This is a genomic window from Candidatus Methanodesulfokora washburnensis, from assembly GCF_003947435.1.
GTDB classification, from domain to species: Archaea; Korarchaeota; Korarchaeia; order Korarchaeales; family Korarchaeaceae; genus Methanodesulfokora; species Methanodesulfokora washburnensis.
The window spans coordinates 1-12,806 of sequence record NZ_RCOS01000161.1; the positions used below are offsets into that span (position 1 = coordinate 1).

The 12,806-nt window shown below is 42.4% G+C and carries 22 protein-coding genes; 8 read left to right on the top strand and 14 right to left on the bottom strand.

Translation table 11 applies throughout. The annotated features are described in order from the left end of the window. From D6D85_RS13950 to D6D85_RS16535, 3 genes are all read right to left on the bottom strand, one after another. Positions 1 to 490: hypothetical protein (locus D6D85_RS13950; RefSeq protein ID WP_133308329.1), on the bottom strand; the 490-nt coding region annotated here is incomplete at its 3' end. A 231-nt stretch (positions 491 to 721) separates the two neighbouring features. Further along, a complete protein-coding gene (locus D6D85_RS13955; RefSeq protein WP_125672649.1) occupies positions 722 to 1,759 on the bottom strand; it encodes a hypothetical protein in 1,038 nt (345 codons plus the stop codon). Continuing rightward, positions 1,760 to 1,909 carry a hypothetical protein gene (locus D6D85_RS16535; RefSeq protein WP_161969897.1) on the bottom strand — a complete coding sequence of 50 codons (150 nt, stop codon included), beginning with the start codon at positions 1,907 to 1,909 and terminating at the stop codon, positions 1,760 to 1,762. 159 nt (positions 1,910 to 2,068) lie between these two features. Here D6D85_RS16535 and D6D85_RS13960 point away from each other — a divergent pair, with 159 nt between their 5' ends. The 5 genes from D6D85_RS13960 (at position 2,069) to D6D85_RS13980 (ending at position 5,387) form a co-directional block, all read left to right on the top strand. Continuing rightward, a complete protein-coding gene (locus tag D6D85_RS13960; protein WP_125672650.1) occupies positions 2,069 to 2,380 on the top strand; it encodes a hypothetical protein in 312 nt (103 codons plus the stop codon). Beyond that, positions 2,377 to 2,703, top strand: a complete 327-nt coding sequence (locus D6D85_RS13965) for a winged helix-turn-helix domain-containing protein (protein WP_125672651.1) — start codon at positions 2,377 to 2,379, stop codon at positions 2,701 to 2,703. The genes D6D85_RS13960 and D6D85_RS13965 overlap by 4 nt, the downstream gene beginning before the upstream one ends. Positions 2,704 to 2,747: 44 nt before the next feature. Next, positions 2,748 to 3,356 carry a hypothetical protein gene (locus tag D6D85_RS13970; RefSeq protein WP_125672652.1) on the top strand — a complete coding sequence of 203 codons (609 nt, stop codon included), beginning with the start codon at positions 2,748 to 2,750 and terminating at the stop codon, positions 3,354 to 3,356. 44 nt (positions 3,357 to 3,400) lie between these two features. After that, complete coding sequence (locus tag D6D85_RS13975) at positions 3,401 to 3,970, top strand: hypothetical protein (RefSeq protein WP_125672653.1); 570 nt, start codon at positions 3,401 to 3,403, stop codon at positions 3,968 to 3,970. Positions 3,971 to 4,271: 301 nt separating this feature from the next. Continuing rightward, complete coding sequence (locus D6D85_RS13980) at positions 4,272 to 5,387, top strand: Cdc6/Cdc18 family protein (protein WP_125672654.1); 1,116 nt, start codon at positions 4,272 to 4,274, stop codon at positions 5,385 to 5,387. Positions 5,388 to 5,496: 109 nt separating this feature from the next. Here D6D85_RS13980 and D6D85_RS13985 read toward each other — a convergent pair whose 3' ends face one another. From D6D85_RS13985 to D6D85_RS14000, 5 genes are all read right to left on the bottom strand, one after another. Then, on the bottom strand, positions 5,497 to 6,057 hold the full coding sequence (locus D6D85_RS13985; protein ID WP_125672655.1) for a hypothetical protein: 561 nt from the start codon (positions 6,055 to 6,057) through the stop codon (positions 5,497 to 5,499). Next, positions 6,057 to 6,680: a hypothetical protein gene (locus D6D85_RS13990; protein WP_125672656.1), complete on the bottom strand. Its 624-nt coding sequence runs from the start codon at positions 6,678 to 6,680 to the stop codon at positions 6,057 to 6,059. The genes D6D85_RS13985 and D6D85_RS13990 overlap by 1 nt, the downstream gene beginning before the upstream one ends. A gap of 190 nt (positions 6,681 to 6,870) precedes the next feature. Further along, positions 6,871 to 7,011: a hypothetical protein gene (locus D6D85_RS16540; protein WP_161969898.1), complete on the bottom strand. Its 141-nt coding sequence runs from the start codon at positions 7,009 to 7,011 to the stop codon at positions 6,871 to 6,873. Between the two features lie 540 nt (positions 7,012 to 7,551). Further along, positions 7,552 to 8,112, bottom strand: coding sequence for a hypothetical protein (locus tag D6D85_RS13995; RefSeq protein ID WP_125672657.1), 561 nt, complete (start codon positions 8,110 to 8,112; stop codon positions 7,552 to 7,554). 4 nt (positions 8,113 to 8,116) lie between these two features. After that, the gene (locus tag D6D85_RS14000) at positions 8,117 to 8,368 is read right to left on the bottom strand and encodes a hypothetical protein (protein ID WP_125672658.1); all 252 of its coding nucleotides are present in this window, start codon (positions 8,366 to 8,368) and stop codon (positions 8,117 to 8,119) included. A 103-nt stretch (positions 8,369 to 8,471) separates the two neighbouring features. Here D6D85_RS14000 and D6D85_RS14005 point away from each other — a divergent pair, with 103 nt between their 5' ends. From D6D85_RS14005 to D6D85_RS14015, 3 genes are all read left to right on the top strand, one after another. After that, positions 8,472 to 9,011 carry a hypothetical protein gene (locus tag D6D85_RS14005; protein WP_125672659.1) on the top strand — a complete coding sequence of 180 codons (540 nt, stop codon included), beginning with the start codon at positions 8,472 to 8,474 and terminating at the stop codon, positions 9,009 to 9,011. Positions 9,012 to 9,134: 123 nt separating this feature from the next. Continuing rightward, positions 9,135 to 9,839 carry a hypothetical protein gene (locus D6D85_RS14010; protein WP_125672660.1) on the top strand — a complete coding sequence of 235 codons (705 nt, stop codon included), beginning with the start codon at positions 9,135 to 9,137 and terminating at the stop codon, positions 9,837 to 9,839. Positions 9,840 to 10,004: 165 nt separating this feature from the next. After that, positions 10,005 to 10,256: a hypothetical protein gene (locus tag D6D85_RS14015; RefSeq protein ID WP_125672661.1), complete on the top strand. Its 252-nt coding sequence runs from the start codon at positions 10,005 to 10,007 to the stop codon at positions 10,254 to 10,256. Positions 10,257 to 10,293: 37 nt separating this feature from the next. Here the strand turns inward: D6D85_RS14015 and D6D85_RS14020 are convergent, their stop codons facing one another. The 6 genes from D6D85_RS14020 to D6D85_RS16550 all read right to left on the bottom strand — a co-directional run. Continuing rightward, entirely contained in the window at positions 10,294 to 10,689 is a 396-nt protein-coding gene (locus D6D85_RS14020) for a hypothetical protein (protein WP_125672662.1), read from the bottom strand. After that, on the bottom strand, positions 10,686 to 10,826 hold the full coding sequence (locus tag D6D85_RS16545) for a hypothetical protein (RefSeq protein WP_161969899.1): 141 nt from the start codon (positions 10,824 to 10,826) through the stop codon (positions 10,686 to 10,688). The genes D6D85_RS14020 and D6D85_RS16545 overlap by 4 nt, the downstream gene beginning before the upstream one ends. Position 10,827: 1 nt before the next feature. Continuing rightward, positions 10,828 to 11,022: a ribbon-helix-helix domain-containing protein gene (locus D6D85_RS14025; RefSeq protein ID WP_125672663.1), complete on the bottom strand. Its 195-nt coding sequence runs from the start codon at positions 11,020 to 11,022 to the stop codon at positions 10,828 to 10,830. A gap of 9 nt (positions 11,023 to 11,031) precedes the next feature. Further along, complete coding sequence (locus D6D85_RS14030) at positions 11,032 to 11,379, bottom strand: hypothetical protein (RefSeq protein WP_125672664.1); 348 nt, start codon at positions 11,377 to 11,379, stop codon at positions 11,032 to 11,034. Between the two features lie 100 nt (positions 11,380 to 11,479). Beyond that, complete coding sequence (locus tag D6D85_RS14035) at positions 11,480 to 12,586, bottom strand: hypothetical protein (protein WP_125672665.1); 1,107 nt, start codon at positions 12,584 to 12,586, stop codon at positions 11,480 to 11,482. Beyond that, positions 12,587 to 12,806, bottom strand: a 220-nt coding sequence (locus tag D6D85_RS16550; protein WP_237558864.1) for a hypothetical protein, incomplete at its 5' end; no start/stop codon positions are given. It abuts the gene before it with no gap.

The window sequence follows — 12,806 nt, forward strand, 5'->3', positions numbered from 1 at the left end:
CACTGTAGAGGTCTGCCTCATGCTCATAAATCCACATCCACATCATTACCACTAGGGCGAGAAGCCAGCCAGTAGGTATAGCACAGCCAACCAAAGCCCGCACTAGATCTTCTAGCACTCTGAAAACACCTAGCCTTTGAAGCAAATCTACTGCAAAGAGAGTTGCTATTGAGAGCCACCAGAACACAATGATGAAGACAGAGAAGAAACGAATGAGAAGTACGTAAAGACCTCCTCCGTGGCCTTCCTCATGGTAGCATATAGCATTCAGCTCCTCACGACTGAGAACCCCCCGCAACCTATCGCCTATAACAACACCTTTTTCGCTAAGCCACGCATTGACAGGCCCATTAACGCATTCAATAACAGTCCGGTTATCGATGGTGACCCACCTTGCTCCGCTACATTTAGGCCCATGCAAGTAATTAAGAGCAAGTAGGGAAGCGAGTATTACAATACCGCCAATAATGGCGAAAGTTGCGAAGCTCAAGACGCTCCACAGCACGTACCACAAATAAAGAACAACACACTCTACCATAACAGCCAGCATGATTAAGGCGAGCCCAAATAGTATGCGAGGCCCTTTATGGTAAGGCTTCCGCAAATAGTAGTGATAGCTTTCAGCAACTATATATGTAAACGCGAGGTAGAGGGCTATGATTACTGCAGGTGTTAGAATCAGCTGCAAATCCATATTGAAGCACAGCACAAAATCTTCTGGCTAAGATTTAGCCTCAGAGGACTGCTTAGCCCACCGCGTTGTTAATTGTACCAAGTACTTGACTACCGCTAGTAGTGTTGTGTATAAGTACTCTACATCTTCCTTCAGTGGCGTGCTAATAAGCTCCCCCGTGTCTTTATGCACAAACCTGTGCATGTAGTGCAGGACAGCCCGTAAGATGTTCTCAACTCCCTTAATCGCTTCCTCATACAAGGATCTGTAGATCTCGGGTGCAACATTGAGTATATAGTTCTTCAGCTCTTCTCTGAAGTGTCTCTCCTTCTGGTTGCCTCTCCAAACCTCTACTGTAAGGTGGTTCAGCACTATGTTTCTAAGGGTATACAGAGTTTTTATGTAGTCACATTTGTACAAAAGCTCTTCGGCGACCTTCAACTCCTTGACAGCCTTCTGAAGAACCTCTATTGCTGGTTCAGGAACAGGTTTTATCGGGACTTCAAACCTTATGAACTCGGCATACTTAAGATCCTTCAAGAGCCGTGTCACCTCATGGTCGTCAAAAGGCATGACGTGGTGCGAAGTCCCATCAGGTAGTACCTTATACACATACCCTATCAATGGTGTAAGAGTTATTTGAGGTACTATTATAGGTTTATACGTGGGAGGAACCTGATACACCACATTATTTATGACAAGCACATCAAGCTCATAGCGTATCGTTAGACCCAGCAACTTTCCCTGCCTCCTAATCTCGCAAATCGTGTCTATCAGTTTAGGGGTCACAGGGATCTCAAACTCTACCTTCACTACGGGCTCTCCTACTCGATGAATAGCACTACGACCACTTAGATGAAGCACTTCAAAAGGGCACGACTCAACATCTCTATAGCTCTTCAATATGCAGATGCTCACACTATAATCCTTAACTATGAAGAGGGCGTTGCAATCCTTAGTACAGAGAAGCTTCTTAAGGTTGTCAGAACTCATTTCAGCCTCAACAACAATAACAGAACCCAAACCGTTCCTCTCATCAACATGAAGACCCTTGTAAAAGAAATACACACATATCCACCTTGGCACTCATTCTTCTCCAGATTCCTCAAGCTTTAGGCCTCTTTCTATCAGTTCCACAACAGTGGAATTGAAGCTCCGATTCCTTGTTTTTGCGTAATTTTCTATCTTATGAAACAGATCCTCCGGAAGGTAGATGGTCTTAATCACACGGATCATATTTCCACCCCATGCATGTATCCATTGATCCATATATAAATCTGCGTGAGCACTTTCAAGCAATTGCTTAGAGTATGAAAGAAAGGTGCTGAAGAGACTAAATGCACCCATATCAGTTTGGATAACAAGGTTTATAAGTAATGCAGATATTAAAGTCTTATGATCGAGAGGAGGAAGTTCTTAGGGACATCTGTCCTGAGGTATTTGATCCTGAAGAAGGTGGAGAAAGAAGGAGGAATGAGCCTGATGGATGTTGGAGATCTTGTAGTAGGATCAGGACTATCGGTAAACCCAGATGAACCAGTACAGGTGGTAGCACATGCGACGAAGATAATAAGGGATATGATAGATGCGAAGCTCTTGGAAAGGAAGGAAGATAAACTGTATCCAACGGAGAAGGGGAAGAAGCTCAGGGAGGATCTCGACAAGTTTGTTCAGGCATTCGGATTTAGAATAGAGGTGGTCGAATGAGCGAGACATATGAGAGATTTCTTGGAACCTCGATAGTGAGGTATGTTGTCCTGAAGAAGCTCTTAAAGGAAAATAACGGGGCAAAGAGATCAGACATAGCCAAGATGATCCTGAGAGCCATCGCTGTCTCGTATCCGGAGGGCCTTGTGTCCATATCCCAGTGGATGGATATGATCATAAAACACATGGTGAAAGCAGAGCTCATTGAGAAAAAGGAGAAGAGGTATTATGTAACTGAGAAAGGGGCAAGGCTTGTGGAATCTCTGGAGAAGTTTATGAAGGCAGCTGGATTCTCCATCAAGGAGAAAACAAATAGTCCATAATCTTTTTGTAGAAAAGTTAAATAGAGAAGGTTCATCTATTTAGCGTGCTCAGGGAGAGTTTCAAGGGGTTCTGCTTGAGACATGGAGGAGAGTTCAGAGAGAAGGAAGGCTCTCTTCTATGCGAGCATTTGAAACTCTCGGAGATAAAAGGATCTGAGGTCAGAGATCTGATAAAAGAAGCTGGAGATTACGTCAGAGGAAAGGATACAACGATTGCACTGAAGCTTCATGGAAGGAGGTATTACGACTACATCAGGATAACTGTTTCCTCCAAGGAGATCCTTGCTGATGCTCTTGAGAGGATGCTGGGAAGGGAACCGATAAACAAGGAGCCAACAGCAGTCCATGAAGTTGTGGTGAACAGGCAGATAAGCAGCAAGATGAACCCATCTTTGCTACCTCTGATAGTCCAGAAGCTTGGAGGTAATGTAAAGGAGATGAGAGATCTTGGGATGAAGGGGGAGTGCAGATCTTTCACTTTTCATGAACCTCATTTCAGTGTATATTGCGATTTCCAGAGGGAGATCGATGTCGGGCCTCTTGAGGATATAGCTGATGCAACGGGAAGATTAATCGATAAACTGAATTATTTGATGGAGAACCCTGAAGAAGGAGTGGAAAAAAGAGGAGAAAGAACTTATGTTATGATCTAAAAAAGTCAAGCAAACAGTTTTAAAGAAAAGTTGGTATATCCAGCATGCCCAATCAAGACAAGATGTACAACGGGATGAGGAACATCCGAGATATTGCGGCAAACATGGTTCCTCCTGGTGTTTGTTATGTTGAGCCTTTTGGTGGGCATGCCTGGGTTGCTAAGGAGGTCTGTGATTCTCAAAAGGGAAAAGCTACAACATGTATAATAGGAGATATAAACCCAGAGCCTCTGGAGTGGGTTAAGACACATCATAAAAATCTAAAAGCTATACTCAAGGTTCAGGACTGGAAGAAGACTGTCAATGAAGCTCCGGCTGACTGCGTCTTCTTGTTTGATCCTCCATTTCAAGTAGCTCCTGTTATACCTGGAAGACAGCCTGGAAGAAACTGGAATTACAATTACTATCCTGATATAAAGGAATGGTGCGATAGGACAAAGAGGAAGTGCATAGTGAACCTCCCGAACAGCAGGGCAAACCTATACAATATGGTTAAGCCTCTCTTCACTAATGATAAGAGATGGAAGTGTATAGAGGGGGAGAAGATCCAGAAGGGGAAGAAGCCTGGAGCTAAGGATCTCCACTGGAGGTACCTGATCTGCAAGAACTTCTAAGCAATTGCTTAACTTTTTCTTTTCTCTAAAATATTTAGAGAAACACTCCCCCCTCATTTTACATTTCCAGGAGGGAGGCAATAACTAGAGAGGAGATGAAGAGGAGGAATAGAGAAATATACTCTCATATTATAGTACATCCTTTCCACTCCAACTCCATATATGTCCCCTGAGAGAAATGTAAAATGAAGGGGGGGTGTTTTTCTGAATATTCTATTCTACTATGATAGTCCCCTCTTTCTATAAAATGTTAGTAAACATTCGCTACAATCTTTATATTTTTCACTTTCCCTAGTGGCATATGGATCTCACGAAGTTTATAGAAGATGAGGCCGATAAGTTCATATCGGCCGGAAAGAACATAAAAGATCCCAGATTTTTTGACCTGGACTTTGTTCCGGACTCCATTTATTTAAGGCCTGAGGCAGAGGATCTCATTGAAGCGATAGCATTCTACATTGGATCAAGTTTGAGACCTCACCTCAACATACAGGGTGGAAAAGGAGCTGGGAAGACTGTTACAACTAAATATGTCCTTAACACAATACTGAAGTCACAGATGAATAAGGGAAATATAAAAGAAGATGAATGCAAGGTCTTCTATGTCTCATGCAGGGACTATCCCACATCACAGAAGATCTATGCTTATGTTACAGGTGAGAAGTGGGGAGATCCCTTCTTAGTGGACAAGTTCCTCGAGGAGATGAATTCCTATAAATACTCATTCTTGATACTGGATGAGGCCGATTTCCTCAGAGATCACAACATAATATTCACAACAACAAGAGAGACAAGGACTTTCCTCATAACTATTGCTCAGAATGTGAACTTCTTCGATTCCTTAGATCCAGCTACACAGAGTTCCTTCCTTCCAAGACATGTCTCTTTCAGACCGTATCATTCAGAAGAGTTGTTTATCATAATGAAGGACAGAGCTGAAAAAGGCCTTCACAAATTCACCCTTTCCATAATAGAGAAGATGGCTAAGGAGATAGCTGAAAATCACTTTGGAGATGCTAGGGTGGCTATAAGATCTCTGATGTACATGGGAGATAACTGGATGGAGGACTACATCCCATTTGCGATAAAAAAGGCAGCACAATCGATTATATTCGATTCTGTGAGGAAGCTCAGGGACAGGGAGCTAGCTCTTCTTTCCTTAATACCTCCGAAGGAGATAAAGACAGCGGAGCTCTTCAGGGAATTTTTGAGGAGATTCCCCAAGTATAATAATAGGATGACAAAGCCCACATTCTTCTCCATGCTCAACTACCTCCAAGCTCAGGGTCTGATATTGACCATGAAGGGAAGAGGAAGAGGAGGGAGTGCGTGCCGGCTGGTAGTAGATCCTCTCTTGGTCAGCAAAGTTATTAAAGAGAGAGAGGCCGAAATAGTAGATAGCCATGAGGGAAGCTGAAATAGTGGAGATACTTGCCAGAATGGAAAAACAATATGAAAATGGGGGAGTTCCTCACACTTCCTTTTGAATATACCTACCACATCTTTTTCATTCATATCTAACACTCCTATATCTCTATAAAAGACCTTTCCCCAACTCTTTCCATTCCTTCTCCTCTCTCTATTTTATTCCAAAGCTTCTCGATCCTATCGATCATCTCTTCAATGATGGGAGCTACATCATGTCCCTTAGGCGAGAGCAGGGATACCTTGACAATGGAGAAACCTATGTCGTTGGAAGGAATAACATAGATAGATGTGTTCTCAGGAAGCTTCTTCTTCATTTCGCTCTCCAGCTTTAGAGCTTCCTTCTTAATCATGGTGCTCGTTGCCCTATCAAGAGGGCTTGGAGTCTCTTCTATCCAGATCCTGAAGGTATGTTCCGTATATGGACTTTTCTTCAGATTCTCCTTCTTGAAGACGAGAACCCTTTTATCAGCATCAATACGTACTCCCACATCCATATCATCGGGGATATCCAAATCTCTAATAAACTCCATCATCTTCCTTCCGCTCTCCATTGATCTTAGTCTACAGGTAAATGTTCTCTCGTATGATGAGCCTTCCAAGTATCCTCCTAGTTCCTCGCACTTCCTTGAAAATACCTCTCTTGCCTCTTTTTCATTCATCAGTATGACCCCATCTTCTTCAGAAGCTCTCTAACAGCACATAGCTCGAAGTCCTCCCTTTCGGATAGATCACTGCATTTATCGAATATCTCAGGCTCGCTCTCCTTCCAGTCTTCCCCTCTATTGTTCATCCTTATGTCCATCGATGTAGCAGCTGCTATCCTCGGAAACAGCCTGTTGATTATATCCTCCTCTGATAACCCTGAGATATCGCAGAAGACTCCCTCATCATCGTCCTCGCACTTAGCTCCTACATCTTCAAACAGCTTTCTCATTACCCAGTTCACATCTCTGTCTGAATCATAGTACCTGAGCTCCATCTTGTTCAGATTAACTCTGGTTCTATGTCCTGGGGATGAGCCGACAGTCATCTCTATTGTCCCTTCCTTCGCTAGGATCACGGAGTTCAGCGGTCTAGCATCCCCCTCTGTGTATAGTCCTCTCCTCTTGAACTCAGATGTGGTTTCCTCCCACTTCTTTGCTCCTTCTATTAGAAGACAGGCATTTTTAGCTATCTTCTCCAATCCTTCTCTCTCTATTGCTTCTCTAGTTGCCTCGTCTTCTTGAGCTTTCCTCCTAAGCTTCATCGATACTTCCTCGACACAGGATGAGAGATCCAGCATACTGGATAAAGCCTCGTCAGAATAAAATGGTTATGCTTTATACTTTTGTAAATAAAGAAGGATTTCCAGATTACGATTCTTGGACGTTTAACTTATAGAGGATAAGTTAAACCTTTCGGACAGGGAGGTTTAACTTACTATCTCTTTTTTCAGTGTAAGTTAAACCTATTAACCTATTGTTTCACGGAACCTATACTTCTACCCGTGTTCTCTCTAGACCCTTGCCTGCCTTCCTGAGGAAACTCATGCTTTCATACTTCTTTTTTATCAGATCCTCTACTACCAGCATCTGTGTCCTGAGGGTCTCGAAAAGCTTCAGGATATCTATCATCGGGAAGGAAGAGTCAGCACGGCAAACCAGACTGAAATCATCTGTTAAGAAGCAATTTGGATCTAACTTTTTCTCTATTTCATCCTTTACCTGTACCCAAGTCCAATTTGAGCCTGGAAACTGAGTTAATGAGGTTATAAGACTTTCTGGGAGTTTCTTAATCAAGGATATATGGCTGGGGGAATTCCCGCTTGGGAGATCGTATTGAACCCTCCCGTTCTTAAAGAAGAATCTAAAATCCCGTCAATTTTCTCCATAAATTTACTTATATTACGAATAGTCCTCCTGCTTAGTGTTGTAGGGATGTGGCAATCCCCCCCATTCCCAATATTCCCCGCCTATTGATTTGCAGAATCCCTCGAACTTCTTTCGGATCTTTTCATGTGCCTCAAAAATCTCTTGAGGAGTATATCTCATACCTCTTCTTGATTCTGAGGAATTTAACCTTTTGTTATATAAGTATGAAGCTTAAGTCTTCTCCCAAACAATCTACCTAAGCAATTGCTTAGATAAATTCTTTTTATAATCCCATCGAAATGCTCAGATCTCAAGAAATGTCTTCTCCCCTACTTGTGTCATCTTCAGGTCTGCTATCCTGCTCCAGAAGTCCTCAGCTACCTCGACTATCCTCTCGAAAATGGGATCTATACCATAATTCTTAGGAGTGTCGAAAAACAGATCTATATATGTCTCGTTCTCGTTCCCGTTTCCTTCTGCATAGACATCCCTGTATTCCTTCGGCAGGATCTCCTTCAATACTCTTTCCAGCTTAACTGCTTTTTCCTCTGCTACTAACATCTTCTTTGCTTGGAATGGGAGGGAATCCCTCGACACTATCTTTCCTATATATCTTGAGAAATTCTCGTTTCTCCACTGAACCTTACTGAGTTCGATCAGACCGCTTTCAGTTTTTATCTTGACCCCTCCTATTATCTTATGCTCGTCATCTGGAGCATCCAGCTTTTCAATGAACCGCATCATCTCCCTGCCTTTCTTTATTGAGTCTAAGTGACATGTAAGACCATCCAGAGACATATAAACCTCTCCTCCGAGATCCCAGCACTTCCTTGAGAACAGAGATTCTATTTCCTTTCTCCTCATCATATCACCTCATCTCACTAAGGAGGGATTCAAATTTCTCCTTTGGCTTTGTTCTGAACCTAGCTTCAACGCTAAGTACCTTTTCCTCCATATCATCAGGAAGTTCTATTTTCCTGATAAAATCTATAAGCTCGGGAAGACCTTCTGTTGAGTCTAATCTACATGTTGCTTTTTTGATATCAGGCCAGAATTCAAACTTACCACTAGATTCCTCGCATTTGCCTCCCACCAAACGAGATAGATCTTCGCTTCTCATAATCCCTCAGTATCCTACTTTTCAGGATAAAAAGATTTTATTTTATATATCTGTAATAAGGCTTTAAATTCTTGAGCATCAAAAAGGAGAATGAGGGAGAAGTATGGTTACCTCATTCGAGGCTAATCAAAGGCTTCGTACTCGTTTTGAGGAATTTTGTGAGTCAATGGGAGGGAGGCCTCGCTGGAACGGGTGCTATATACCCAGAAACTTGAACAGGAAGGCAGTTCGCAGGATAGCAGGGTTTATGAAGAAGCTCGAGGAGGAAGCTGAGCCCTTTAGAGCTATCTTAGCCGAACCAGTTTTTAGATTTTACTTTGATGACGGAAGGATCGTTCATAAGCTTTCATACGGACGGTATAACACTCATATTTGGATGGAGAAGTACGTACCTGAGGAAATTGCTGACTTAGTATCATCCTCTCCAGGATTTTGGCAGACTTGGGAGGATACTAAGCACGAGATAGATAAGAAACTAGAGCATAATTGTCATATAGAACAAGATGCAGAGGGACATTTCACTCTATCTTGCGAGAACGTGGGAGCCTTCACGGAATCAGATATCTTGAAGCTTTTCGAGACTCTCAGGACACAGATGCCGGTAGTAGAGGATCTATTAAGGGAGAAATCGAGGAAATACTAACAACCTCCCTATGGAAGTATAGGTTCCGTGAAACAATAGGTTTAACTTACTATCTCTTTTTTCAGTGTATGTTAAACCTCCCTGTCCGAAAGGTTTAACTTATCTGCCATATGTTAAACCCACATGCCCAAGCTGGAGACGAGGAAGAGACCTGGAACTTGGGATATGGGAGTCGATTTCGTAAAATTGTATAAAACATACTCAACAGCAATGAGGAAGTTCAGGAAGAGGATAAGGGAGCTGGGGAAGGAAAAAGGGGAGACATACGCACTGAAGTTTACAAAGACAGCCATACTCCTCCTACAATTGATTAACGCTAGCAGGGTGGGAGAGGCAATAGAGGCTATGAAGAAGTTTGCAAAAGGGGAAGATGTCAAGGAGATAACTGCAAAGGGAGCTTCTGGGGAAATACAGAAGGTGAAAGTTGTATATGTAAGGGTCGAGAAAGCGAGAACCAAGAAGGTGAACAAGGAGACTGGTGAAGTAATACAGCTCCCTGAACCGAAGAGGATGATGGTTCTCCCTCCTGAGATAAAAGAATCGGATTTAGAGATAATAAGAAAATATGTGGACAGGATGTATGTCGCTCTGATTTCCATGTTTGCTCGGAAGACATTCGGTGTGAACACCCACACAGGCAGACATGCAGCTACCTCATATTATGTGGCGGAGATGGGAAGGTCTCCTGAGGAAGTAGCAAGGATGCAGGGGAGAAAATCCCCCGTGACAATATACAATTATGTCCAGAGTACTGTTGCTGAAAAGACACTGATAAGGACTGCTATCTCAATTGGAAGATCTCTGGAGATAGAGGAGGCAAAAGAGTAATGGTTTTATAGAAAACTTCGTTATATGCCTAGTGAAATTCACTTGTAAAAATAAAAACTGATCGTCAGCTGAATAGGAATGATTAAATATATGTTTAGCCATATATAGTGATGCATCTCGGTGCTGAAAGGCATCGGGAGAAGAGAAAAGAAAAAAGGTGATGAAATGGGAAGAATATCGGATCTGGTAGTAGATAGGACTCCTGTAAGAGAAGATGAATTCGAGGACATTGTCGGAAAGGCAATATCCAACCAGTTTGGCATCCCCCTAAATCTGGCAAAAGCACTAGCTGGAAGATATATGGAGCTAAAGGCAAAAGAAGAGCAGGGCATATATGATCCATGGGGAAAGGATTTCAAAGAGGAAAATAAAGAGATAATCAAATTCATAGAAAGAAACTTTGAGATAATATGGTAGCAGGAGTCCTAGATTCTCCTTTTTTCCTTTTTTTATTTTATATTTGGGCAATTGGCTCGTATGGATAAGTTCTTTCAACAATGTCCTCTCCCACATAAATGCTGTATGAGTACCATTTTAAATGGTCTTTTGTCTTAAGACTGGAGAGCACAGCATCCAGCTCCCTAATTGTCCGATCCAGCATTGCATCCCTCCCTCCATAGAGGTAGATCACCACCGCTCCCCTAGCTCTGTTGTAACCTGCACCTTTTCTTACTCCTTTTTCCTTGATATACCCGAAAGTGATGGGATGGAGTGCAGGCCATCCCACAGCTTCATTCACCTTCTCCGGCACTTTTGGACTCTTTAATCCCATTAAATACCTTCTTGTGTCGTTTTGCACATTCCTGTTCATAGAGAAACCGAAGCGTACTTCTACAAATATGTATATCATAGATCCTCCCTCCCTTTTTCCTCTTTAGGATGAAACCACAGATCCACTGACAGGTGATCCCCATTCCTGAACGCCAAGAACTTGACCTTGCAGTTGTGCTTTTTTGTAGCCTTAGCCTGTAGCTCATCAAAGGTCATGCTATCCCTCCATAGATATTCCGTGTTTCTGGAGGTATTCCCTGAGTGCTTCGCCTATCACTTTGCTCCTTGATACTCTAGGATCTTCTTTTCTCACTTCCTCAATGTACTTATCCAATAGATTGAGGAGATCTATATCAATAGAGAGATTAACTGATATTTTCCTCTTTTCTGGCGGGATTGCACTCCTTGGCATTATATCACCTCACGATTCTTCATACAACATAAGGATATCGAAGAGCACCATGTATACTTCAGCAAACTCATTTTTCCAGCCCTTCTCCGAGAGGAATTCAAGAACTTGTATGAATCCTTTCAGGCATGGTATCACCTCATCGGGAAGGAATAATTTGGTGTAGAGCCAGCTATATTCGCTGATAACCTTCTCCATCTTAGCTATGTTTCTCTTTAGATCCAAGAAGATCCTGCTCGAATTGACGTATATGAACACTAAGTCATCTTTTTGGTATATCCCCCATTTCTCTGGAGGGAGTGTCTCCCAGTCCTCCAGAGTGAGTTCCTTCTTCATCTCTTTCCTTATTTTCTCGCTCATACTTCCCCTCCCTCAGGTTTTTACGACTCCCCCCGCCGGCTCTTTCGAACCGGTCGGGTCTGGGAGGACAGACCAAAACAACAGAGATCCCTCATCTTGGTCACCCGAGAAAAGTGTACCATTCCTTTGATTTGTAATCATATTTCAGACCCAGTTGTTTTGCAGTTGCTACAAATTGACCGAACAGTTCCTTGTCCACATACCTGACAGCCCTTACTGTTATTTTGAAACCATTGCTCTTCACTTCAACGAACTTCATGTTCATGAACGCTTTCTTTATTCTTCCTTCTTTCTCCTTCTTTTTCTCCTCCTCTTTTCTCTTCTCTTCCTCCCTCCTTCTTTTTTCTTCTTCCACTTCTTTCTCTATTTGAAGGGCAAGCTCTTCGACAGACATGCCAAAGTTCGCCTTTGCAACTTGCTCTATCTCTGGATCTCCCTCCCACTTTCTTAGCTTCTCTGGGTTTATTATAGGTTTCATCCCCTTCGCTTTGTCCAAGATGACCTGTTTTATGTAATTTCTCTCCCTGATAAGCTCTATTTCCTCCATTGTTCTGAGCTTAGAGATATCCACGCTTGGGTGATAGTAAGACCATGTCCAGTCGTCGTCATAACCTATGTGTTCATACATTTCGATTGCAATTATTCTGTCATTTTGATCCACGAATAGATGGACGTACATCCCCGATCTTTCAATGAACTTCACAAGCCTAGCGTTAAGGATGTCCAAGGATTTAGATATCCTATAAACGGTATATTCGCCATCTTCGATGTATCCTGAGCTCTTTATTATGCTGATCATGTCACATATAGAAACTGAAACCGGAGTGCTGAGCTTCTCTATCTCCTTTCTCACTCCGTTTACTCTAGCTTCAAGCTCGGAGTACTCCTTTGTAACTTTTACTGCATCCCCCAGAAATCTCTTCAAAAGAGGACAGTACAGTTTTCCTTCTTTGACCTGTATCTTCCCGCACCAGAACTCAAACGTTCTTCTTGCTAACATGCAGAAGCTGTTATCGTCATCAATTGCATCCATGAAGGGGCACCAGTCTTTCTGCGGATCGAAAGGCCTGTATTTCTGGACTTTGCTGAGCTCTTCTTCCAGCTGTTGAAGCTCAGTTTGTTTTTGCTGAAGTTTGCTAAGTCTCTCATTTTCTAACTCCTGTTGCTTTTTTGAAATTAAATTCTGGAACTCTGTAACGCTTAACATTTAGTTCTCCCTCCCTGAAAGAATTTTCCCTATCTCCTCCCTCGAAACAAATTTTTCCGTTTCGGCATTTGTATTTGGTTTTTTGTCCTCTTTTTCTTTGGTCTCATCGAGATACTTCTTGATGAGAAATTCCTCAAAACTAGACTCAACTTTTATTTCACCACTCATCCCATCACCTCTACTATATGTATGACCAAACAAATATTTAATCATTCTTCGT

What these genes read in the sequence shown, in the direction of transcription:
- D6D85_RS14010 (WP_125672660.1), top strand. Translation starts at nt 9,135, where the DNA reads ATGCCCAAGCTGGAGACGAGGAAGAGACCTGGAACTTGGGATATGGGA.
- D6D85_RS13960 (WP_125672650.1), top strand. Translation starts at nt 2,069, where the DNA reads ATGATCGAGAGGAGGAAGTTCTTAGGGACATCTGTCCTGAGGTATTTG.
- D6D85_RS13980 (WP_125672654.1), top strand. Translation starts at nt 4,272, where the DNA reads ATGGATCTCACGAAGTTTATAGAAGATGAGGCCGATAAGTTCATATCG.
- D6D85_RS14025 (WP_125672663.1), bottom strand. Translation starts at nt 11,022, where the DNA reads ATGCCAAGGAGTGCAATCCCGCCAGAAAAGAGGAAAATATCAGTTAAT.
- D6D85_RS16535 (WP_161969897.1), bottom strand. Translation starts at nt 1,909, where the DNA reads ATGATCCGTGTGATTAAGACCATCTACCTTCCGGAGGATCTGTTTCAT.
- D6D85_RS13965 (WP_125672651.1), top strand. Translation starts at nt 2,377, where the DNA reads ATGAGCGAGACATATGAGAGATTTCTTGGAACCTCGATAGTGAGGTAT.
- D6D85_RS14005 (WP_125672659.1), top strand. Translation starts at nt 8,472, where the DNA reads ATGGTTACCTCATTCGAGGCTAATCAAAGGCTTCGTACTCGTTTTGAG.
- D6D85_RS13985 (WP_125672655.1), bottom strand. Translation starts at nt 6,057, where the DNA reads ATGAATGAAAAAGAGGCAAGAGAGGTATTTTCAAGGAAGTGCGAGGAA.
- D6D85_RS13995 (WP_125672657.1), bottom strand. Translation starts at nt 8,112, where the DNA reads ATGAGGAGAAAGGAAATAGAATCTCTGTTCTCAAGGAAGTGCTGGGAT.
- D6D85_RS14000 (WP_125672658.1), bottom strand. Translation starts at nt 8,368, where the DNA reads ATGAGAAGCGAAGATCTATCTCGTTTGGTGGGAGGCAAATGCGAGGAA.
- D6D85_RS14020 (WP_125672662.1), bottom strand. Translation starts at nt 10,689, where the DNA reads ATGATATACATATTTGTAGAAGTACGCTTCGGTTTCTCTATGAACAGG.
- D6D85_RS14035 (WP_125672665.1), bottom strand. Translation starts at nt 12,586, where the DNA reads ATGTTAAGCGTTACAGAGTTCCAGAATTTAATTTCAAAAAAGCAACAG.
- D6D85_RS13975 (WP_125672653.1), top strand. Translation starts at nt 3,401, where the DNA reads ATGCCCAATCAAGACAAGATGTACAACGGGATGAGGAACATCCGAGAT.
- D6D85_RS13990 (WP_125672656.1), bottom strand. Translation starts at nt 6,680, where the DNA reads ATGCTGGATCTCTCATCCTGTGTCGAGGAAGTATCGATGAAGCTTAGG.
- D6D85_RS14015 (WP_125672661.1), top strand. Translation starts at nt 10,005, where the DNA reads ATGGGAAGAATATCGGATCTGGTAGTAGATAGGACTCCTGTAAGAGAA.
- D6D85_RS14030 (WP_125672664.1), bottom strand. Translation starts at nt 11,379, where the DNA reads ATGAGCGAGAAAATAAGGAAAGAGATGAAGAAGGAACTCACTCTGGAG.
- D6D85_RS16545 (WP_161969899.1), bottom strand. Translation starts at nt 10,826, where the DNA reads ATGACCTTTGATGAGCTACAGGCTAAGGCTACAAAAAAGCACAACTGC.
- D6D85_RS16540 (WP_161969898.1), bottom strand. Translation starts at nt 7,011, where the DNA reads ATGATAGATATCCTGAAGCTTTTCGAGACCCTCAGGACACAGATGCTG.